15 protein-coding genes are annotated in these 22,312 nt (G+C 48.9%); 8 read left to right on the top strand and 7 right to left on the bottom strand.

From position 1 onward, the window contains the following. Positions 1-5 precede the first annotated feature (5 nt). Positions 6-3,737 (bottom strand): S8 family serine peptidase, encoded by a 3,732-nt coding sequence (locus Enr17x_RS23135; RefSeq protein WP_145312048.1) that lies wholly within the window; start codon positions 3,735-3,737, stop codon positions 6-8. A 456-nt stretch (positions 3,738-4,193) separates the two neighbouring features. On the opposite strand from Enr17x_RS23135, the gene Enr17x_RS23130 reads away from it, so the two are divergent. The 4 genes from Enr17x_RS23130 (at position 4,194) to Enr17x_RS23115 (ending at position 8,530) form a co-directional block, all read left to right on the top strand. After that, a complete protein-coding gene (locus tag Enr17x_RS23130) occupies positions 4,194-4,409 on the top strand; it encodes a hypothetical protein (RefSeq protein WP_145312047.1) in 216 nt (71 codons plus the stop codon). Between the two features lie 211 nt (positions 4,410-4,620). Beyond that, entirely contained in the window at positions 4,621-6,360 is a 1,740-nt protein-coding gene (locus Enr17x_RS23125; RefSeq protein WP_145312046.1) for a SulP family inorganic anion transporter, read from the top strand. Beyond that, on the top strand, positions 6,360-7,478 hold the full coding sequence (locus Enr17x_RS23120) for a tRNA-queuosine alpha-mannosyltransferase domain-containing protein (RefSeq protein WP_145312045.1): 1,119 nt from the start codon (positions 6,360-6,362) through the stop codon (positions 7,476-7,478). The genes Enr17x_RS23125 and Enr17x_RS23120 overlap by 1 nt, the downstream gene beginning before the upstream one ends. 407 nt (positions 7,479-7,885) lie before the next feature. After that, a complete protein-coding gene (locus Enr17x_RS23115) occupies positions 7,886-8,530 on the top strand; it encodes a hypothetical protein (protein ID WP_145220234.1) in 645 nt (214 codons plus the stop codon). Positions 8,531-8,565: 35 nt separating this feature from the next. On the opposite strand, the gene Enr17x_RS23110 is transcribed toward Enr17x_RS23115, so the two are convergent. Together Enr17x_RS23110 and Enr17x_RS23105 are read right to left on the bottom strand one after the other, a co-directional pair. Continuing rightward, on the bottom strand, positions 8,566-9,903 hold the full coding sequence (locus Enr17x_RS23110) for a replication-associated recombination protein A (protein ID WP_145312044.1): 1,338 nt from the start codon (positions 9,901-9,903) through the stop codon (positions 8,566-8,568). Positions 9,904-10,184: 281 nt separating this feature from the next. Then, entirely contained in the window at positions 10,185-13,529 is a 3,345-nt protein-coding gene (locus Enr17x_RS23105; protein WP_232100827.1) for a PVC-type heme-binding CxxCH protein, read from the bottom strand. Between the two features lie 319 nt (positions 13,530-13,848). On the opposite strand from Enr17x_RS23105, the gene Enr17x_RS23100 reads away from it, so the two are divergent. Both Enr17x_RS23100 and Enr17x_RS23095 read left to right on the top strand, forming a co-directional pair. Next, positions 13,849-15,129, top strand: coding sequence for a glucose-1-phosphate adenylyltransferase (locus Enr17x_RS23100; protein WP_145312043.1), 1,281 nt, complete (start codon positions 13,849-13,851; stop codon positions 15,127-15,129). Between the two features lie 155 nt (positions 15,130-15,284). Further along, on the top strand, positions 15,285-16,586 hold the full coding sequence (locus tag Enr17x_RS23095; RefSeq protein WP_145312042.1) for a PDZ domain-containing protein: 1,302 nt from the start codon (positions 15,285-15,287) through the stop codon (positions 16,584-16,586). 33 nt (positions 16,587-16,619) lie between these two features. Here the strand turns inward: Enr17x_RS23095 and Enr17x_RS23090 are convergent, their stop codons facing one another. Both Enr17x_RS23090 and Enr17x_RS23085 read right to left on the bottom strand, forming a co-directional pair. After that, positions 16,620-17,168, bottom strand: coding sequence for a hypothetical protein (locus tag Enr17x_RS23090; RefSeq protein ID WP_145312041.1), 549 nt, complete (start codon positions 17,166-17,168; stop codon positions 16,620-16,622). 44 nt (positions 17,169-17,212) lie between these two features. Then, positions 17,213-17,623: a hypothetical protein gene (locus tag Enr17x_RS23085; RefSeq protein ID WP_145312040.1), complete on the bottom strand. Its 411-nt coding sequence runs from the start codon at positions 17,621-17,623 to the stop codon at positions 17,213-17,215. A gap of 94 nt (positions 17,624-17,717) precedes the next feature. Here Enr17x_RS23085 and Enr17x_RS23080 point away from each other — a divergent pair, with 94 nt between their 5' ends. After that, a complete protein-coding gene (locus tag Enr17x_RS23080; RefSeq protein WP_145312039.1) occupies positions 17,718-18,395 on the top strand; it encodes a hypothetical protein in 678 nt (225 codons plus the stop codon). 165 nt (positions 18,396-18,560) lie between these two features. Next, positions 18,561-19,829, top strand: a complete 1,269-nt coding sequence (locus Enr17x_RS23075; RefSeq protein WP_145312038.1) for a hypothetical protein — start codon at positions 18,561-18,563, stop codon at positions 19,827-19,829. A 343-nt stretch (positions 19,830-20,172) separates the two neighbouring features. Here the strand turns inward: Enr17x_RS23075 and Enr17x_RS23070 are convergent, their stop codons facing one another. Further along, positions 20,173-20,979 carry a GNAT family N-acetyltransferase gene (locus tag Enr17x_RS23070; RefSeq protein ID WP_145312037.1) on the bottom strand — a complete coding sequence of 269 codons (807 nt, stop codon included), beginning with the start codon at positions 20,977-20,979 and terminating at the stop codon, positions 20,173-20,175. A 140-nt stretch (positions 20,980-21,119) separates the two neighbouring features. Further along, complete coding sequence (locus Enr17x_RS23065) at positions 21,120-22,232, bottom strand: PDZ domain-containing protein (protein ID WP_145312036.1); 1,113 nt, start codon at positions 22,230-22,232, stop codon at positions 21,120-21,122. Positions 22,233-22,312: the final 80 nt, after the last annotated feature.

Below are 22,312 nucleotides of genomic sequence, written 5' to 3'. Positions count from 1 at the left end.
GGGAACTATTGCGAAATTTCAATCGGGATCGATTTGGAAATCCGGGAGTCACTCGTCGAAATACTGAGCGTCGAACGAATTAACTGTTTGGATAACGTTGATTTCACATCAGGCGTTACCGTCACCGGTAAAGTCACTTTGATCTTGGAGACACCGCCAATTTTTGTGGGAATTTCCAGAGTCGCCTGTGATGAACTGCTGTTGTTGGTTTTCGCAGCAGAGGCATCGATCAGTTTTTGAGGTCCTTTGAGTTTCAGAATGTAAACGTCAGGTCTGCCGACAGACAGAATACTGAGTCCGACGGAACCTTCCATCTTCACAGGGATGCCCGGGAAATAAGCGTCTAACGTGATAGTTCCCTGACTGTGTTTTAAGCCTTCATCGTAGGGAACCGTGAAGTAGGTATCGACGGCGGCGTACAACGTTTCATAAGGTTTACCAGGTTCAGGGCGGGGAATGTTATTGAATGATTTTCCGCGTCCATAGAATGATCCTTTATACGCCTCCACCAGTTTGCCATCCGGGCCTTTTTTATACAGGCGATGATCAATGCGGCCTCGGAAACCTTTATATTTTTTGTCATCGGGTGGAAAGGTCAGGCGAACGCTGGTCGTTTGACTTTCGCCACTTTCCGGTCTCCATGCGGGAATGTCCAGTTTTCGGAACGTACGGTAGTTGGCCAGGATCGGAAATTTCTCCTGTGGCACAACACGTGTGAGACCACCCAGACTGGCCGTCATACTTCTGACCTGCCCTGAAGAATTGGAAAACGTGATCAGCTTTTCCGCATCTTTTCCGGAATCAACGGTTGAGAGCGCCAGTTCATCTGTCGAGGCTCGGAAACGCTGTGCTTCGATCAGCAAGTCGTATTTGGATTCATTGAGCCAGTTACCGCTAAAGGTACTGACAACCACTTCGTGAATGCCTTCCTCTTTTGTTGAAACCGTCAGGCTGGCATTGGAGCGGTCACCCCCCAGTTGTGACGTCTGTTGAATGACGCGATAACCAATTTCCTCACCATCTGGATTAAACACGCTGACCAGCAAACGACCGGAGCTGTTCGCGACAAAGCCAAGCATAACCGTCAGGCTGCTGTCACGTCGGGTGACGGCAATGGGATAACGGTGATAAGCACCGGCGGAAATCGTTTTTTGCGGAACCACAAACGCGGCGATGCGCTCTGAGTCCTGTAACGCCAGACCGGGAAGACTGACTTCTGTTTTGAGGTCCGATAATTCGATCGGTTTATGAACGACGTCCAGGAAGCTGAATTCCCGTTCGCCATGCTGCGTCACAGTGTAATAAGCCAGATACGTTTTACCGGTTTCCATCAAATCGCGTTTGCGCGTACTGTAGAAGAACGATTTACTGCTGTTGGAAAGCACCAGAGAAATCTCATTTCCCTGTGCTTCTTCTTTACCGGGTAAGGCAATGGAAAACGGAATTTTTTCCTTGTTGCCGTTCACATCGAGAATCGTGACGGAACCGTCACTGTCCTGGATTTCGACTTTTTCCAGTTTGATAATGGCAGGCGTGTTTTTCAGCAGCAGGCTGCCGCGGTCAGACACTTCACCGTCGATATTCAGATCCAGGTCGACTTTTTTATGCGCGTCAATATTATTCGAACGGTCATAAAGACGGTTGTATTTGGAATAGTGATTGATGCTGAATTCTGCGGATTGCTTTTTCGGGTCCAGCGTTAATTTCGCCAGGCGCATGAACTCGGGGTAGGCTTTGTCGATGTCGATCAAGCCGGCTCCCTGCTGGGCATAGGTGAACCCTTTCATCCGCATCGCCGAGTTTTCCAGAGCGAGTCGCATACTCAGCGCGAGAGAAGTCAGTGAGTAGCGGCTGTCCGACGATTTCTTTCGAATCGCTTCAATTTTCTTTTGCTGTCGTTCCAGGACTTCGGCATATTCTTTATCTGCTTTCACCAGTGAGAGCATGGCTGCAGCGGCACCAGCGGCAATCGGTGACGACATACTGGTTCCGTTGAACATGCTCGAACCGTCGGAATTTAACGGGGTTGAAGAGAGTGCCGAACCCGGGGCGACCACATTGGGACGCATTTCTCCGGTGTAGGAAGGACCGAGTGAGGAAAAGTACAACAAACCATGTTCGGGAGCGTGAACTCCTTCGGCGAGACGGTAGTGTTCTCTTAATGTATTGGCTGAGACATGTGCACCGACAAAGACAGCCGGGCTCGATCCTGCCAGTCCGTTGATCGTACGATAGCCTGGGCCGTCGTTTGAAGCAGAGACAAAGAACGTGGTCCCAAACTTTGCCGACAGGTCCTGAATCAGGATGCTTAAAGGACGCTTGAGATAACCTTCGTGGCTGCCCAGTGAAATATTCACGACGTCCGGAACGTATCCTTCCGGGTTAAAGAACGCGGCGATAATGCCACGCAGAATTGCCTGATCAGTACAGCTGCGTCCCGAACAGACTTTAATAGCCATCAATTGTGCTTTGGGAGCAGCCCCTTCAATCTGGAGCCCGCTACCAGCAACAATCCCTGCAACGTGGGTTCCATGTGATTGCTGATCGAAGGCGATCGTGATTTCGGTGACCTGTTTTTTGGCATTAGGACGGAACAGCAAGGGGTATGCGATGCGTTTGGTACGCGACGGAAATTCCAGCATCTTTTGATAGGGAACCTTCAGCCCGTCTTTCTGCATCTTGCGTGCGGTATTGAAATCGATGATTGGGGTCTTCGCTTCTTCTTTGCTGAATTTTCCGTCCATATCTACATCGACGAAGGCCAGCGTGTATTCTTTGGGTAAGTCATGAATTTTCAGATTAGGCTTCAGGGCTTCCAGTGGTGCTTCTGGATCTTTCGCTTTTTTCTCAGCAGCTGCTTTTTTCTTTTCTTCTTCTTTTTGCAGTTCCGGGTTCGGAATTAAGCCGACGACCACCAGCAGCTTGTCGTCCTTGGTTCCATTGCGGTTGATGTCAACACCCTCTTTTCCGAGTGTGGTCCAGATATCGCCTTGTTGGAAGCCGAGTTTTTTCTCGTCGATATAGCCGGCAAAGACATATTCGTTTTCTTTGATCGTTTCGGGAAGTGCAATGAACTTATCGTGTTCCAGTTCGAATTTCCCATCCCGCTGTCTGACTTTGGTTAATTTCGTTCGTCCTTCGCCTGTGGCATCATTCCAGAAAATCACTCGGTCTTGAAAGACGGGGTGACTGGTGTCAATGCCGGTGTCGATAATGGCGACAATGGTACCTTCGCCGAGACCTTTGCCGGCCACTCGTTTTCGCAGTGCGGGAACCTTGATGTCATCCAGGGGAACGTATAGTGAATCAAAGTCGGGTTCGGGGGCTGCCTGAGGCTCGACTACATTGGCCCCGTTTGCAGCAGGTTCAGGGGCTGCCTGGGGCGTAATTTTACCGGGCTGAATTTCTTCCATCACGCCGGAAGGAAGCTTCAGAGAATCAATGAATTTTTTATCGTTCAATTTGCTCGGAGGAAGATTCACAACCAGGAAGGGAATGTCATTGCCAATGCCCAGGTTGGGATCGTAGACAATCTTTCCTCCCGCTTTCGTTACCAGCTTGGCGGTTCGCCGGACATCGTTCACTCGCAGCAGGAGCGTCAATTCGGGTGAGCAATCACATAATTCCTCTTTGAGTGATTGTGCAGCAACTCGATCCGTTGATTGGAAGATGCTGCAGACAATGACTGCCACGATCAGAGAACAACGTGTGCGACTTTGACGATTCAAAATATTCATCAGACCCTCAAGCTTTCGGGAATCAGGGCAATGGGCCCTGGTTTAATCTTTAATGTGATCAGTTTTTTAGACAGTGAGGCAGGAATCGATGCCAAGCAAAGTTCAACAGCGAGAATACGATAAGCGGTAATTCTTTCCTATCAGACCATGCTTTAATATAAGACACATTTTGTAGAAGTTGTTTATATTCTCACATGAACATCACTGAATGTGAATACCAGAGAACAAGGAAAATACGATTTAGTAATGACTTGGAAAGTACTTAGGCCTTTTACCTCTGAGGTATTTCTCTGGGCATTTCCTTATTCTAGGTTAGTTCACAAACCGGTCATTGACAAAGTAAGAAACATAAAATACGATCTATATATGCTCCAGTACTCCCGCCAATCTCTGATGTTCATTTTTTGTACAGTGTTCCTGCTGGACATCGCATTTCTATTGGCTGGACCGGTTCTCATGGATTCAATGGAATCCAATGCTGACTGGCTCTATTCTGAATTTGAGCTGGAAGAAAATGAAGAGAGCGGTGAAGAGGAGACTTTGATTCAGGACGCTGAATTCCTGATTACCTTTTCGACCTCGAATTCCGTGGTTCATTGCGTTGAATTCAGTGTCAAAGAATCTGACTACAATGAGATTCACGCTTCACGTGGCCCGCCTCGCGCCTGCTAATTAATGCTCGGCCTCTTTCCGGCATTCTCCTGCTTTTTATTTTCGTTTTTTGCTGCGCTCGCAAACCACCGTTGTTGATCAATGCTGTACTGGTATTGGCAAAATGACTGGTTCACCGTGTGTTGTTCGCGTAGCTCTTTCGAGAATGCTGCTTCTCATTCATTCTTCCTGAGAGTTATTAATCAGGCACATTAGATAATGGATCTCGTTCATGTCTCAAATTGATTCGAATCAACCCAAGTTTAACCTTAAAAGTTATCTTAACGATTTTAACCCCTGGCATAACATCAAGATTATGCATACCAATGTGCCGAACGATATCCTGGCTGGTATCACGGTTGCCGTAATCGCCATGCCACTGGCTCTGGCATTTGGTGTGGCTTCCGGGCTGGGAGCAGAAGCAGGGATGTGGGCGGCCATCTGTGGTGGAATTCTGGTGGGGCTGTTTGGAGGTTCCAATACCGGGGTCAGTGGTCCGACCGGACCGAAAGTGGTTCAGCTGGCGGCGATTATCGCTGCCACCAAGCTGGCAAGCGGGGAACCGGATATTGTATTTGCCATGTCGATGGTCTTCCTGAGCGGTCTGGTCTGTATTGTGTTGGCGCTGATGAAAATCGGTCGGTTCATATATTACACGCCTTATTCGGTCGTTTCTGGTTTCATGTGCGGGATCGGCGTGATTATCATTCTGCTCGAAATTCCGCCGATGCTCGGCTTTGCGACACCCAACTCGGTGGTGGGGGCGATCAAGCAAATTCCCTATGACATCATGCATGAGAAACCACATGCGTTGATTGTTTCACTGGCGACATTCTTCACGATTTTGCTCTGGCCTCGTGTGACAAAGAAAGAGTGGCTCCCCGCGCCATTGATGGGGTTGATTGTGGGAACCAGCATTGCGCATCTCTTTACGTTTAAAGATATCGAATACATTGGATCAATGCCCGTTGGTCTGCCTCACCTGTACTGGCCTGATTTTACTCGCTTTGGAGATATGGTGGGGGGGGCCTTCGCATTGGCGGGGCTTTGTATTTTCGATTCACTGCTGACCTGTCTGGTCGCAGACAATATGACAAACGAACGGCATAACAGTGACCGTGAAATCTTCGGACAGGGAATTGCCAACCTGGGTTGTGGGATTGTGGGTGGAGTAACCACAGCAACCGCCACCATGCGAACTGTTGCCAATATCAAGTGTGGCGGTAAAACCGGTTTGGCTTCCATTACACATGGTCTGGTTCTGCTGGCATTGATGCTGGGACTGGCGCCGTACGCCAGCTATATTCCGATGGCCTGTCTGGCCGGGATTCTGCTGAAAGTGGGCATGGATATCATCGATTACCGCGTCTTGCCTGTCTTGCATCGCATGCCTTTCATGGACTCGATCTGTTTCTGGGCCGTGCTGATTTTGACCATTTCTGTCGACTTGCTGGTCGCGATGGGCGTGGGCATTACGATTGCCTTCGTACGAATCGTGCAGGAGCTGGGACAGGCATACGAACAGAATGTTGTGAGCCTGAATGACATGGATCGAAAGTTACCAGCCGACGTTTCCATGCCGGAAGAACTGAAAGAAAAAGTTCTTAAACTGCGTTTGGAAGGACCTCTGTTCTTTGGGGTATCTGATACAATCTATCGTGCTTCTTCGGCATTAGTCGATTATAAATATCTGATTGTCCGCATGGCTCGTGTACCGATGGCTGATATGTCGGGTGCCTATCTGTTGGATGATATTATCGAAAAAGCACATAAACAGGGCGCGACTGTATTCTTCACAGGGTTACGACCCCAGGTTGATCGGACTCTGACCCGTTTGCGTGTGATCGAAAAAGTGGGACGGGAACATTGTCTGGAAACATTTAACGATGCCATCCTCAAAATTCAGGAGCTTGAATCCGATCTGGCTTCAGGCAAAACCAACATTGAAGAGGACAATCTGAGTCAAGTTTAATGCGAATTCTGGCAATCAATACGTATCATGGCGGAAGTCATCGTGAATTCCTGGAACAATGGATTTCGCATAGTTGTCACGAATTCAGCCTGCTTTCTCTGCCAGCGCGACATTGGAAATGGAGGATGCAGCATGCGGCTGTGACTCTGGTGTCTGATGTCGAGGCTCGTTTTCAAGCGGGCGAGCGCTATGACGTTTTGTTTGTCACTGATATGTTTGATCTGTCTACTTTTCTGGGGTTCGTGCGAGCGGAAATCGCGGCACTGCCCCGGATTGTTTATTTTCACGAAAATCAGTGGACGTACCCGGTTTCGGAAAATGAAATCCGTGATCTGACATACGGTTTTATAAATCTGAAAACAGCGATTGCCGCCGATGAAATCTGGTTTAATTCCGACTTTCATCGGCGGGAATTCTTTCAGGCCTCTGCTGATTTTCTAAAACGCATGCCCGATTTTTCTCTGCTGGATCTGTTTTCATGTTGTGAGCAGAAATCGTTCGTCGTGCCGCCGGGCATTCAGCAGACCGGGTTTGAAGTCGAACGCCGGAACGAACGGCCGATCCAAATTCTCTGGGTGGCCCGCTGGGAATATGACAAGAATCCGCGCCAGTTCTGTGAAGCGATTTATGAATTGGATCGGCAGGGCATCTCGTTTCGTTTGAGCGTGCTCGGCCAGACATCCCCTGAGGTTCCTGATTGTTTTGAGACGCTATGTGCGGCGTTTCCAGACCGTATCGATCATTGGGGATTTCTGGAGCGGCAATCCGATTATCAACGGGCGCTGCAGCAGGCGGATCTGGTGATTTCGACGGCCTGGCATGAGTTCTTTGGCATCTCCATTCTGGAAGCGGTCAACGCCGGCTGCATTCCGATTCTGCCTTCGCGCCTCGCGTATCCAGAAATTTTTTCAAAAGTGCCGGATTGTTTTTATGACGGCTCCACCGATTCGCTGGTGTCAAAAATCATCCAGTTTTCAAAATCGATACAGGCCGACTCACTCAATCCGGTCTTGCGCGATCAATTACAGCAGATCACGGCTCAATTCCATTGGTCCACACACGTTATGCAGTTGGATCAGGGAGTCAAAAACTGCCGGCGCCGCACTGATGTTTCGTGAAATCTGAACGTGTCGCCACCCTGTCTTTGAGCCGCCTCTACCTCGCAGAATCCGCACGGATGGTTTCAAAATTGCGATAACGCTTATAACAGGTCTAAATTTTGACGAAATGTAACGGTTGTATCAATCAGAGTCAGACTGACGATTACGTGATCTGCACGAACTATGTTTCGGTGAGTAATTTAGGCCCTGTTTTACAGTGCTGACAGAGAGTCATGCACTTTAATCAATCCACTGATTTTCGAAGTATTTTCAAAACTTTTTTATTGTGTTTGGGATACCTCTCTGGCAAAGTAATACCTGTCACTTACCAAGTGTAACTGATTTCATGACGGTGCCTGAAGGCATTTTTTAAAGTACTGCATGAAGCATCTGAGATCTACAACTTTTGCCAAGCGATTATTAACATGCTTACAATTTCCAAAGACATTCTGCCTCAAACGTTTCTGAGTTATATCGCATTCCGGATTGCTTTCATGGACACTCTGGAGCGAATCGCTCTGGCGAAGCAGGTAGGCGACGATCCATTTGACTCATTTGGTTTTCTGACCGAAGTTCCTTTTTTACGGAGCGTGCCACCACACGTTCAACTGGATCTGCTGTCAGTGACCTGGGCCAAGCATCTGGCCAGTGAGCACGTCGAAGGCGATCTCGTTGATGAGAGCGTGGTTTATGCTGTCTGTGAAACAGCGGCCCGCATCATCGACGAACAACCGGATGAAGCACGTCGTTACCTGCAGGGGGGGCCATTAGACGTGCACATCGCCGTTGATCATTTCCTTTCATCGGAAATTCGCAATCTGCATTTGAACCTGTCCAATGAAGGCGACTTTTTACTGATCAGTCAATTTCAGGATATGGCTCCAGAAGAAGCGCTGCCGATGAAAGAAGAATTTGGGATTCAAGAAGAAGCAATTGAGCCCATGTTCGATGTTTTGATGCAATGGTTCATGTCGGTTGATTTCATGCCGAACCTAGAAGGCTTATTGCAGGAACGGGAAGTCGCCAAGGCGATCACAATCGTCGGTTTAAAACAGCAGCCGTTGTGCTAGTAAAGCAAACTGACGACGATGCAACAGAGGGGGGATCAGGAACGGTTGTTATCATCCGTTCCTGTTTTTTTGCGCCGCTGCTTAAAGACTTCCAGCCGCTTGCGAATCGTGGCTTCAAAGCCCCGTTCGACCGGGCGATAGTATTCTTTCTCGACTCCCAGGTAATCCTGGTCGACCCAGCCCTCTTCGGAAGCATGGGCGTACTGATAGCCTTCGCCGTGCCCTAATTTCGCAGCACCGGAATAGTGGCTGTCTTTCAAATGGATGGGGACCGGCAGCAGAGATTTGTTTCGCACATCACTAATCGCTTCATCAATGGCGACATAAGAGGCATTCGATTTTGGTGCGGTGGCGATATAGATCACCGCTTGTGCCAGTAAAATACGACCTTCGGGCATCCCGATTTTTTCGACCGCGTTAAACACCGACATAGCCAAAGTCAGTGCGGTCGGATCGGCGTTGCCGACGTCTTCTGAAGCGGCAATCACAATTCGCCGGGCCAGAAAACGGGGGTCTTCGCCCGCTTCGATCATGCGAGCCAGCCAGTACAGAGCGGCATCAGGATCACTCCCGCGCATGCTTTTGATCAGCGCACTGGCGGAATCGTAATGTGAATCGCCGTCCTGATCGTATTGAATTGCTTTTTTCTGGATCGATTCCTGCGCGACATCGAGATCGAAAACGCGATCACTGCCATGAATCGAAAGCACGCCGATTTCCAACGCGTTCAACGAACGCCGCGCATCGCCGTCGCAGACTTCGATCAGAAAATTCAACGCTTCCGGATCTACTGTCACGTTGTAGCGGCCGAGCCCCCGTTTTTCATCGCTGAGTGCCCTCTGCATCAACGTCAGAATTTCCTCCGCAGTCAACGGCTGAAATTCAAAGATCTGACTGCGGCTGATGAGCGCCGAAACCAGCGAGAAAAACGGATTTGAGGTCGTCGCACCAATTAAGGAAACGACCCCCGATTCGACATCGGGTAACAGGACATCCTGCTGGACTTTACTGAAATGATGCAGCTCGTCGATGAACAAAATCGTCTGTTTTCCGCCGGTGGCCAGTTCGTTGCGTGCCCGGTCGAGGGCGGCGCGGACCTCTTTGATCCCGGCGGATGCGGCGTTCAGTGCTTCAAAACGGCGATGCGACTGGCGGGCGATGAGTTCAGCGAGCGACGTCTTTCCGGTGCCGGGAGAGCCGTAAAAAATCAGTGAGCCAATCCGGTCTGCAGCCAGGATGCGGCGGAGTAACTTTCCTTCACCCAGAAAATGCTGCTGTCCGGCAAATTCTTCCAGCGAAGCGGGACGCATACGGGCTGCCAGCGGCTTGGCTTTTTCCAGATTGCTGGATTCCTGCTGGTCGAATAAGCCCATGAAAAAACCTCCACCAAGTGATTCAGACGCGGGTATATTAGAACCCGTGATTGCAAAGTGGGGACCTGATAACCCGGGTTGTGTGAGCCGGATATACCGGATATACACGCAGCCGAATTTCGGGGGTCCCCAGTTTAATATTTGTAGGGTCAACTCACGATTTTGAATCAACAAGGCAGAGGCTTATTTCTCTGTTTCATTATGTCTTCATTTTAGCCAGCAGTCCCACGCAAAACAAGGAGGCGATTTTATAAATATCTTTCTGCGGAAACAACCAACGATCAACCCTCATGTTTAGTGGAAGTCGCTTTCTTTTTTTGTTTCTGACGACTCAAAAATTCCACCAGATCGCGCAAATCGTCTTTGCTGAGTTGTTTGACAATCTCTTCGGGCATGGCTGACTTTCCCGATGCCCGTTCATCAATGTCTGCTTTCAAGACGCGCGTGATCGTCCCTTTCGCATCCATCAATACGAGTTCTTTATCGTCTTCTTTTCGTACGATTCCCACCAGGACTTTACCGTCCAGCGTTACCAGCATGGTCGTTTCAAAACCTTTGGCAATTGCTTTATTCGGGGCTACGATCGCTTCCAGCAGATAACGCCGATCTTTGTCGATGCCGATCCCGGATAAATCGGGGCCAACTTCACCGCCGTTATTTTTGATCATGTGACAACGACGACACGACGTATCGCTGCGTCCGTAAAAGATCTCACGACCGCGGGCCGCATTCCCGCCGGACAGCGTTTCAATGTAACCTGAAATTGCATCGTCTTTGGGCCGGCTCTGATCGAAGGCCACCAGCAGTTGGTCCAGTTCGGGAGTCTGTTTCTGCCTGGCTGCTTTGAGTAAGTCGAGTTGAATTTCAGCGGGAACCTCGCCTTTGGCAAGTCGCTGCATCCAACGCACTAAAATGTCTGTCGCCGCGGGGAGTTTCATTTCGGCCAAGGTCTCGATGGCGCCCTGTTTTTCGGATGTCTGGCCTTTTTCAATGGCCTGTTCCAATTCTTTGATCGCGGCTTCCGGCTGATGTCGGGTCAGGACGTTTCGGCCTGTCACTCGCAGGGCTGCTTTCTTATCTTTAATTGCGGTCTTGGCGACGTCGGTGATCTGGGGGTATCCCAGCTTATCCAACGCTTTTAGAGAGGCGACACGCACATCCACGGGGCGTTTGGTATCGGCGACCATTTCTGCCAGCATCGGAGCGGCTTCCTTAATGCCGTACTTGGCAGCCAGTCCCGTACCCGCGGTTTTGACCTTCTCGGAACTCTGAAACAGATCCGGCACGATGGGGCCGACGATGCCGGTCAGTTCGATGGGTTTTCGGTTTTCAATCGGCTGCCAGCGTCCCAGTACTCGGTCGAGTGGAGAGGGCTCGTTCCACTGTCTCAGTTCTTCAATCGCTTCCAGTCGCAGTGCTTCAGGCACTTTACTGTCAGCGGCGATTTTTGCGACCGCGGCCGCATTTTCAGCACCACCCAGACGGAAGTTCGCATTCATCACACGACGTAATAACGCCTCGGATTGGTCGGGGTGAATCGAAACGGCTGCCAGATCAGAAACCGCGTCGGGAATGGGGGCGTCGTTGATTGCACGAGCTGCTTCCAACACCACCAGTGGGTCAGAATCCTGCAGGAACAGACCCACCTCTTTGCGTTTCAGCCGGCGGAGCGCTACGACGGCTCCCAGTCGTACGGCCGCTGATTCATTATTCGCGGCGGCAATCAGCTGTTCGGCGTCTCCGATTCGTGCCAACGCTAGAATCGCCGCGTGTCGCAGCATCGGGTCGTCATTGTTATTTTTCTTGAGCAGATCAAATAACGCGGGAATCGCATCGGCGGCTTCGAGATTTCCCAGTGCCACTGTCGCGAAATATTGCACGCGGGCATTCGGATCAGAAACCAGTTCGATGAGAGCCGGCACGGCGGCTTTGAAATCTGCTTCGCCGATCACTTTTGCGGTCTGCCCGCGGACTTCGCCGTCGGCGTCTTTCAGTAGGCTTTGAATGCCGGAAACGGCGGACGACGTTTTGCGACCCAGTTGACCGATGCCCCAGATGGCATGCAGGCGGGCCAGCTGATCTTTCGAATCATAGGCAACACTCTTTAAAGCTTCTAATTTATTTCGGTTGACGAGTTCAAACTGCGCTTCCATGCGAATGCGCTGGTCGGGGTGTGTCAGCAGCTTCGTTAATTCTTTAACGGAACGCTGTGAGAATCCCGCTTTCATCAGTGTGGCGGAGTGAGCGGCTTTCGCAGCTTTGGCATGTTCGGTATCGGTGAACTCATAGATCCGGCCTTTACCCAGGCCGTTCCAGCCGTTCACCCAGTCACTGACATACAGGCTCCCGTCGTAACCGAAGTCGACATCGGTGGCTAGAATCTGCCAGATGAATTCATGGGAATCGGTCAGTTCGAACGACGCCCCTTTCGGTTTCACAGCAAAGGAGCGAATCCCGCTGCGGGAAGGTGTGCCACGGAAGTCGGCCAGAAAAAAATGATCTTTGTAACGATCCGACAGACCAACACCCGGATAATGCACGAGCCCTGAAGGACCGTCGGCGAGATTGATCACGGGGGGCACCATATAAGCGGGCTGTCCTTTGTGGGCCGGGTGCCAGATCTTTTCGCGGTTAAAGGGGCCGCGATCGCTGAGATATTGATAATACATCCGCCAGCCGGTGTCGCCTCCTTCAACGACATAGACCCAGCGGGCTTTGTCGCCGCTGTCGGAATTGTTATCGCCGGTGAAGAGATTGCCATAATCGTCAAACGTCAGTTCCTGCGGATTTCGCAGGCCGTAAGCGAATTCTTCCAGTTCGGTGCCATCCAGATTGCAACGGAAGACAGCTCCCGTATCGGGTCGGAACAGATGCTTGCCTTCTTTGGTTTTGATGTTGTATCCACGGTCGCCGATGCTGAAATAGAGGCGTCCGTCAGGGCCGAGCTTCAAGCCATGCAGGTCATGACCGCGAAAGGCAACCCGGATCCCGTAACCGCTGCTTAGCTTTTCCCGCAGTGTCGCTTTGCCTTCGTTGGCGGTGTCGCTGAGTTTCCAGACATGCGGAATACACGTGTAATAGACGTATCCGCCACGTGCGAGAATTCCCGCACCAGTCCCTTCCAGAATGCCATTGAACCCATCAGCAAAAACACTGGCATGGTCGGCTTTGCCGTCTTGGTCGCGGTCTTCCACCAGACGGATGCGGTCGTGTTCGCGTGCGTATTCTTTGACTCCGTCTTTGAGATGTTTTTTGAAGAAAGCCATGCGATCTTCCAGAGTTTCGGCTGCCAGGTCATCATGTAGCCAGTTCATGTGGCCGCGATTGTCTTCGACGCCTTTTCCCTGTCGAAATGTTTCGGCGACATAAAACCGGCCCTGCTCATCAATACAAAACGCCACCGGGTTTGCCAGCAATGGCTCTGCTGCAAACAGGCTGACCGTCATCCCTTTGGGCACGCGAAATCCTTGAATCGCCTGCGCCCCTTCTTTGGAGGCTTCTGCGATCGCAGGCGTGTAAGGCGTTTCTGCAAAACCAGATTGCATACCGAAAAGCGAGAGCAGACAAACCGCAGCGACAGGGACGCGTATCAGCGACGACAATTTCAGACAGTGGACAGGCAACAAGGTAGCACTCCTCGGCGAGACAAATGATGCATCAAAATGAGTATAGATGGAGAATTTATCATATCTTAACGCTGGCGATAAGCAGTTCACAGCCTGGAATTCTCCTAATTTGCCTGATCAATACAGATTTGATTCCAACCAGGAAATTTCCTGCGCCTGACGAGTACAGCTCTTTATAAACTGGTTTGAACGCTGAAAATTAAGTAACATGAAATAAATACAAAAGGCAATTTCCAACGGGCAAACTGTTCATTAAGTTTGCTTAGAAAAATGTACGAACTCACGTTATCAGTGCGTTGCACTAGAATCAGGTTACTTTATGAAAAATGTCGTCAGCCTCATCCTGGGAGGAGGAAAGGGCACACGTCTGTTTCCGCTCACTCAGTTTCGTTCTAAACCTGCAGTACCTCTGGCGGGAAAATATCGGTTGATTGATATTCCGATTTCGAACTGTATTAACAGCGAACTGAGTCGTATCTACCTGATCACGCAGTTCAACTCGGTCAGTCTGCACCGTCACATTCGCCAGACCTACAAGTTTGATTCTTTCGGTGGCGGCTTTGTGGAAATTCTGGCCGCACAGCAGACGATGGAAGGGACCGACTGGTATCAGGGGACGGCTGACGCGGTGCGCAAAAATATCCGCTGCATCGAACAGTCGGACATTGATTACGTTCTGATCCTTTCCGGCGATCAGCTCTACCGCATGGATTATCTGGAAATGCTGCAGACACACATCAACTCGCAGGCCGATGTGACGATCGCGACGGTGCCCCTCTCCAGCGAGCAGGCTTCCGCATTCGGCATTATGAAAGTCAACGACGAAGGACGCGTGGAAAGCTTCCTGGAAAAACCACAGACAGAAGAAGAACTGGCGATGGTTCGCACACCGTCGGAATGGATTGATCAGCAGGGCATCGAAAGCCGGGGCCGCGACTGTCTGGCCAGCATGGGCATCTATCTGTTCAATCGCGATTTGCTGGTGGATCTGTTGAAGAAAACCGATTACGAAGACTTCGGCAAGGAAATCTTTCCGATGTCGATTCGCACGCACAAGGTTCACGCGCATCTGTTCGACGGCTACTGGGAAGACATCGGGACGATTCGTTCGTTCTTTGATGCGAACCTGGCGCTGACGCATCCCGATCCGCCGTTCGATTTTGTCGTCGAGAAAGCGCCCATCTATTCGCGTCCCCGCTTCCTGCCACCGACGCGCTGCGAAGGCACCAACATCAAACGCAGTCTGATCGCCGATGGTTGTGAAATTGATGAAGGCGCCGTGATTGAAAACAGCGTGATCGGCCTGCGTTGTCGTATCGGCAAGAACGTGACGATTAAAAATTCAATCGTGATGGGAGCCGACTTCTATCAGGACCAGTGTAAAGACACGCCCGATGACAGTCTGCCCCCGTTCGGCATTGATGAAGGTGCCTATATCGATGGTGCGATTGTCGATAAAAACTGCCGCGTCGGAAAAAACGTCCGCATCGAACTCAACGGCCACACCGAACAAGACTTCGACCACACCGACGTGTTGATCCGCGACGGCATCATCGTCGTGCCGAAAGGGACCGTGCTGGCGGATGGATGGAAACTGTAAACGCACCTCCATTTCCTCTTCCTCAGAGAAACAAAAAGCAGCCTTTCGGGGCTGTTTTTTTATTTGGTTGCTTGAAAATTGTTCGTATGTATATATATAGTGGGGTTGTGGATATTTTTTGTTAGTTTCGAGAACTCCCTCTCAGACAGGAGTTGATGATGCGTTATCTGCTGTTATTCGTGATGTTAAATCTCATTTGTCCGACATCTGCTCCTGCAGAGGATCCACCTTCTCAAAACTATATTGAATTAGGTTTTGACACGGTAAAGGTGTTTGATTTCAAGAAATCGCTGCGGGAAGAAGGAAAAGAGGTTCCCCGGTTTCCACTCAAGACGACCAACGCGCTGATTGTCGACGGGATCTATCGAGATTCACGTGCTAAAAAAGCAGGTTTGGAATATCAAGATTTAATTATCGAAATTAATGGGAAAGTACTCAAATCGTTCGATGAGGGCGACAAACTTCTGCAGAAAAATACCTATAAGGACGAGCTGAAATTAAGAGTGATCCGTCGCGAAGATGATAAATGGAATTGGATTGATGTGACGATCAAACCGGTTTCTGAACTTGAGCATCTTCGATCATTATTTACATGGAGATCACTATTAGATGAAAATTATCGAGAGTGTATAAATTCGACACACAATGAGGGACCTCGTTACAAATATACCGATGATAATTTCCGACTCTATCTCAGAGAGCATAATAATGAGCCATTAAAAGTTTACCTTCAGATCGTTAAGTTTCTACCCCGAGTGTCAAACGAGGTAGCTGACAAGTTCGACGAGTTGGGCAAACCAGGTTTTTTAATCCAGACTGACAAAACAAAATACCGCGTTACCGTTTTCAATCCGACTGCTGATCAGTTACGAGAATTGAACCGAAAGATCGAGGACCTGAAGAATCAGTTTGACGCGTCCATAAAAAAAGTAGAAGCTGCTAGAGAAAAGCAAGACGAAGATCAAGCCATCTATCAGAAAACAATCCGGGAATATGATACGATCGCAGCCAAATATAAGAAGATACTGAGCCAAAAGACAAAATTTATGGATAAAGTAATCGTGATAGAAGGAGCTATCGCGAGTGTAAGACGCGAAACGTTGGTGTCTTATTATGAAAGTCTTCCTAAAGGGCTGCAAAAAAAATTTATCAATCTGACGACGAAGCTAAATAAAGAGAATAATTTATCGAATGAATTCCTGTTAAACATGGAGTCATCTTTGGTCCCGAGTGTTTCGGTAGATAGGGAACGTGAAGAACGAGGTTGGAAGCAATACGATGCCCCATTGAGAAAAGAGCAACTGAAAATGATTAAAGATATCGTGAACTCTCAAAGAGTTCTGGTTGCATTCGAAAACGCTCCGGAGAAAACGTTCGAAGTCACGGCCGCACAAAAAGCACGGATGAAAGTGGTACTTGCACTTTTCGAAGCCGAAGGCGGGAAGCTGGGTGAGTAGCGATTCCGGCTGGCCACTTTGTTTTGCAGTTTTTTATGCGCGATTGTGATTAGATCGCACATTTTTCAGCAACTCGGTATGCTTGAAATCAACCGCGTAGCAGCAGGCAATATCTTCGGGAACGGGAAGATTGTTCCAGGCGGAGATGAAATGGAAACTGCTTTCGCTGCCCTTCTCTAGTCGCGGTAGAGATAGCGAAACTCCTTTCTCGCTACTTTCCAGAGGTTCAAAATCGTACTGTTGATTTTCTGGCAGTCGCGCGTTGAGGCACTCTTCGTCTTCGGTGCCGATCATCAGCACCGAATGCTCGTTTCCCCAAGTGTGCGCATACAAATGCTCTCCGCCTTCATAGTAGTGATCAGAATAGTTCCGCTCCAGCAAACGGCATTCGAAGATCAGGTCTTCTATAGCCTCATGACAGCCGACTCGTAATAAAATTCCCAGGCAGCCTTGAACCGACATCCCAGGCGGAAGCGCAGGAGACAGCGGCACCGAATCGAGATGAATCGTAACCGCCGGCGTGACGCCGAATACGAAAAAATTGACTTCACCCAGGGGCGTGTTGATGGTGAGATATTGCATGTTTTCAGATGTTATGGCTGGCTGTATTTTATGTGCGGAATCGATTATTTGTCCTCTACGAACCAGTCGATAAGGAAATGAACAAGCCCTGGAACTTCCGGCCCATATTCCTCAAATTGACCGTGACTCCCGATTGTACCAAACAGCCAGCCTTGTTTCGCATTGTACGCTTCGCAAGTCCCAGAAAAATCGTCGCCGACAATTAATATTCCTTCAAGGCCTTTGGCTGTTTCCTCATCATAGATTTCATCTGGTTCTGTTGGTATGTGGATCATATAGCTTGATGACGCAATAGAGCCATAACCCAGTGTAAGATACAACTCTTTTAAATCTTCCGGCATACGCGGATATTTGTTTTCAATCTCAGCAAGCCACTCCTCCTTAACCTCTAAGATAGAAGAATCTTTTTGGTATTGATTGAGTTGTTCTATTAATCTGGTGACGGATTTCTGCATCGACTTATAATAGGGTGTCATTTCCTAAATTGACAACACCGGACTGTGATACATGAGGTGCATTTTTTTAAAACATCTTTTGGGAAGGAACCGGATGCAATTTTACGAGCAGCATTACGCGCGATATTGTTTGCGAGAATATATTGGAATGTGGTATCCGAATATTCTTGGAGCTGTTCTTTATTGGATTATGATCAAGCTGAATATAAAGCGACTGAAGAGGAAACCATTTCCTGTGTTTCGCTCCGTTCAGGATAATCTGATGGACCTGGATCAGGTGCCAGAGATTTATCAGGCTGAAATTCAAGCAGAACTGAACCTGTTATCCAGGTATGGCTTTGTAGATCCCCTCGTTGGAGGGGTTATTTCTGGTTCCAGTTTAAATGGACTGACACAAACGGGGATTAGTTTGCTTTCACGACATCAGAAGGTAGATTCAGCAGTTTCAGTCATTATTGATTTTCATGAAGGCCAGACAACACGACGGCCTTATTTTATTTTTACATTTATTGAGGACCCACCCAGTGATATCACATCCAGTAACGGTCGATTAATGTGTTATTCAGATCCAGGAGGTGATATCGCATATTATCCAAATATTTGTTTTGAAGAACTCTTACAAGTTCATAATCAGAGAATCATGGGATTAAATAAAACCTGTTTGATAATCAATGATAATGAGGAACTCATACGGTTGTCTGATGAAAGATTGGTGAAAAGCATTGATAAGCTCATCCGTCGTGGGATTCTTGCTCTGGTAGAACCGAAATGAACAATGACAGACGGATGCGTGGTGTGCTATTTCTATTGGACCTTTGAGACGACCTGCAATATTCTATAAAAGTGTGGTAGAAAGGTCCTTATTCAATTCGGAAGGAGTTTTAGAACGTTGTCAAGGGATGTAACTTCCACTTTGTTTATTATTGGGTATTCACTCATGGCGTTTGGCTGGAGTTGGTTGTGGTTTATGGTTAGACACAAAGAAAAGTGGAATATGTTTGTAGATTGTGAAAACGCATTCTGGAGCAGAATTGGTGTATCCGCATCATTCACAGAATGGTGTGTTCAATTTGAAAAGAGTCGGAATTTCAAAATAGTTATCGGTTCAATCTCAGCAGCAGGAACTCTGTTTCTGACGATGTTGTTGCTGACTGGTTGTTCCTCAGAAGAAACAGGCGTACCGACGCCGATCGTTGAAAATCCCCCTCTCAAGCCGAACGTGGATTCGAAGTCATTTACCGAATTAGAGCCATATCGTGATACGACCACTAAGGTGTTTAGTACGGACTTTAAATCCAGTAAGACGATAACAGGAAGCTATATTCCGAACTGGAAGGCATTCTCGAACGAAATAACAAATCAAGCTCCTCCTGATCTACAGGCATGGGCCTGTCTAGTGAGAGCAGAATACCAGGCGAACTATGCGTTTCAGCAGGCCCTTGGAGATTTTGAAGAACGAGCGATAGAAACAGCAGATCAAGCGTATGAAGAGCTAAAACAGGCATTAAAGATCGACTCATCCTGTGTTGATACCAGAGAGTATGTTGCTGTGCGAGTTGTGTTGGCAAATTTGGCGCAACACGCTTCACTGATAAACACTGGACTCTGGAAGAAAATTAATGAATATCCCATCGGAACTCCAAAGACGTCAATTGTCTCAAAGCAAACAATTGCCAGTCTCTCTCATAACTCCAAAAAGTGCATGGATCTGTTGGCTCGGACAGATTTACATATTAGTACAAAAATGAAGGAATATTCAAAAGAAACATTCAGAATTAGTATTCCTGAAAAATTTGAAGAAGCTGGCACAGAGCCAGACTCTGTCTTGTCAAATTCCGATATTAATCTAAATGGATATGATTCAATCATTATTTTGTGTGGTCGAGACGTCAATTTTGAAGTGACAAATCAAATGAAGAGTACGTCACAGCACGAGTTGCTCAATGAAGTTGCAGACAAGCGAATGAAACGAATCGGAGACTCTGTGGTATGTTCCGGTGAGACGACTGTTTGTAATGTTCCTGCCAGGTTTTTTCAGACGCGAAAAATAACAATAGATGGCAGACTATTGTCTTGCCAAATCTACATTTTCATCAAGAACGAAGCCTTATATATAATGAGTTTCCGATGTGATGCAGACCTTTTTGATGAAAAACGTGAAATGTTCTCTCAAGTTCGTGCATCGTTTCAATTTCGAGAAAAATAGACTAAGTCAGCGAAATTTATTTCAATGATTCTACAATTATTCTTAATTCCCATCCTCAATCTTCTACAATGAAACGCAGTTTTAACAACTTTGATTCATCCGGGGGACAGGGTGATACGCTTATGTCTGTGGCAGTTGGCGGGAGTAATGTGCTGTGGTTTGCCTGTTAAGGTGTGGGCGGAGGAAGACGCTCGTTATTTTGTTGAGACACAGGCGACGACTCTGTTTGTGTTTGATGATGTCTCGATAACATTCCTGCACAATCTCAAGCTGGAGATGCGGTTGCCTGAGAGAAATCGAAACATCACTAACTTAAGGTGAATTGGCGGGACATTCTCCAGTGCTATGAAGCATACTCAGCCAGTAGAAACTCGTCGATGGGTTGGAAGCCGAGGGGTTCGTAGACTTTGATGGCGGGTAGGTTGTCGTTTTTGACGAAGAGGAGGGGCTGTTTGCCCAGGTCCAGCCAATGTTGGCAGACTGTGCTGACGGTCTGTTTGGCGTAGCCCTGGTTTTGGTATTGGGGGTGTGTCAGGACGCCGCCGATTTGGGCGTAGTGTTTGGAAACGCCGTGGATATTGGCTTTGGCGATGATCTGCCCCTCTTTTCTGAGCACCCATTCGTTTTCCGGCAGAATACGATCGCGTTCTTTTTGTGTCACTTCCGTCTCTGCGCTTTTGCCTTCCACTTGATATTCCAGCCGCACGATTTCATCCACGTCGGCTGGTGTCGCTTTCGTTGTTTCTCCTGTTGACCGATTGTGGAATGTTTCGTGCGTCAGGAGATAGACGGTCTCTTCATAAGTGGCTTTCGGCTCAATGCCATGCGATCGCAGGCGTTCTATTGTCTGTAACGTATATCGTTTGAATCCGACGACGTATTCCACGGGTTTGTTTCGCTGCATGAATTCATCGACGAGGGCGTTGTGGACTTCGGGATGCTGCGTGCTGATCTGGATGTCACTCCAGCGTCCGAAGTAGGTGCCCAGACCGATCAGTTTATTTTCTTTGAAGTATCCCAGGTAAGTGTTCGTTTCGAAGGGATGAGGAACGAATTCAAAGCTGCCGATGACAAACAGATTCTCCTGCTCGCGCTGGTAGACGAAATCGAGGATCGCAGGCTGATCGTCTGGAGTGAGTTCCCGAATCATGGCTGGGATTTTCCGAATGAAGATGTGTTGAAAGAGTCGTATCAAGCAACAGTACCAGACAAAAAAACGCCCGACAAGGTTCTCACCTTGCCGGACGTTTCGTCGGGGTTGCCTGGTTGCGTCATGCTTGCATTTATTCCTTAAAAGCTGGCGGCGGGGAGACGGATCATTTCGACCGTGGTTTCCATTAACGGGCCGTCCAGTTTTTCGTAGAGTTCCATTTCCAGTACCCCGCCGGATTCGGCGATGACCTGGGCTAACACTTCGTTGCTGATAATCGCGGTGCCGTTGACCTTGGTGATGACCATTCCGGGGGCCAGTCCGGCTGCGGCGGCGGGGGAATTTTCTTCCACCGATTCCACACCCACACCTTTACCGGGCAGCATCATGCCTTTCATTCCCAGGTACCAGCGAGCGTCTTCGACTACCAGACCACTGGGAGCGACATAGTCGCAGGTGGGGTAGATGTAGTTGCAGTATTGGTAATCAACGGGGCGGCAGTTTTGCAGCGGCGTGCAGTAGTTGAACCACCACCAGCAGTAGTTAGGACGAGCGTGGAACCAGGGTTTGCCGTGATGTCCGTGTCCATGATGACCGCCACCATGATGTCCACCACCGTGGTGACCTCCGTCGTGATGTCCTCCGCCATTGTTACCCTGTCCCGGATTGGGTTTGGGGTTATTCGGATTATTTGGCTTTGGTGGCCGTGGCTTCGGAGGTCCGTTGCCGACAGGTGGTTTAGGCCGTGGCCGTGGTTTCGGAGCCCCGGCTCCTGGTTTGGGACGAATGCCGCCGAACCCTGGTTTACCGTTCCCGATTCCTGGATCGATGGGTTTGATGCCGGGCCGCGGTTTCGGAGTACCATTGCCGGGACGAGGACGAATGCCTGTAAAGGGTTTCGTTTGTGGCCGCGTATTGCCGATGGGTTTCATCGTGGGTCGAGGTTTCGGCGTTGAGTTCGAAAATCGTGGTCGGGTGGTTGAACTATTCAGTTTCTGGGACGACGAAAATTTTCTCGTAGTGGTTCGCTGTGGAGACCGCGTGCTCTTTGAGCGACTTTGAAAACGTTGTGGTGAACGCGAACTTGTGGAACGACTGGAGAAATTCCGACGTGAACCGGAAAAACCTGAGCGAGACATACTTGATCGTCCTGAGCGACTTGATGAGCGACCTTTTCCCCCGGCTTGAACGTCCAGAGAAACCGTGCCGAACACCATTGCCAAGACAACCAGGCTGAGTGTGAAGCGTTTCATTGTTCTATATCCTTATCTCGTAACTGAATGAGATGAACGACATGCGGTTTGATCCGGCCGTTCCTGATTGTGTTGCAGGT

It is taken from the genome of Gimesia fumaroli (genome assembly GCF_007754425.1).
Classification (GTDB): domain Bacteria; phylum Planctomycetota; class Planctomycetia; order Planctomycetales; family Planctomycetaceae; genus Gimesia; species Gimesia fumaroli.
This window is presented reverse-complemented; position numbering and strand designations above follow the sequence as displayed.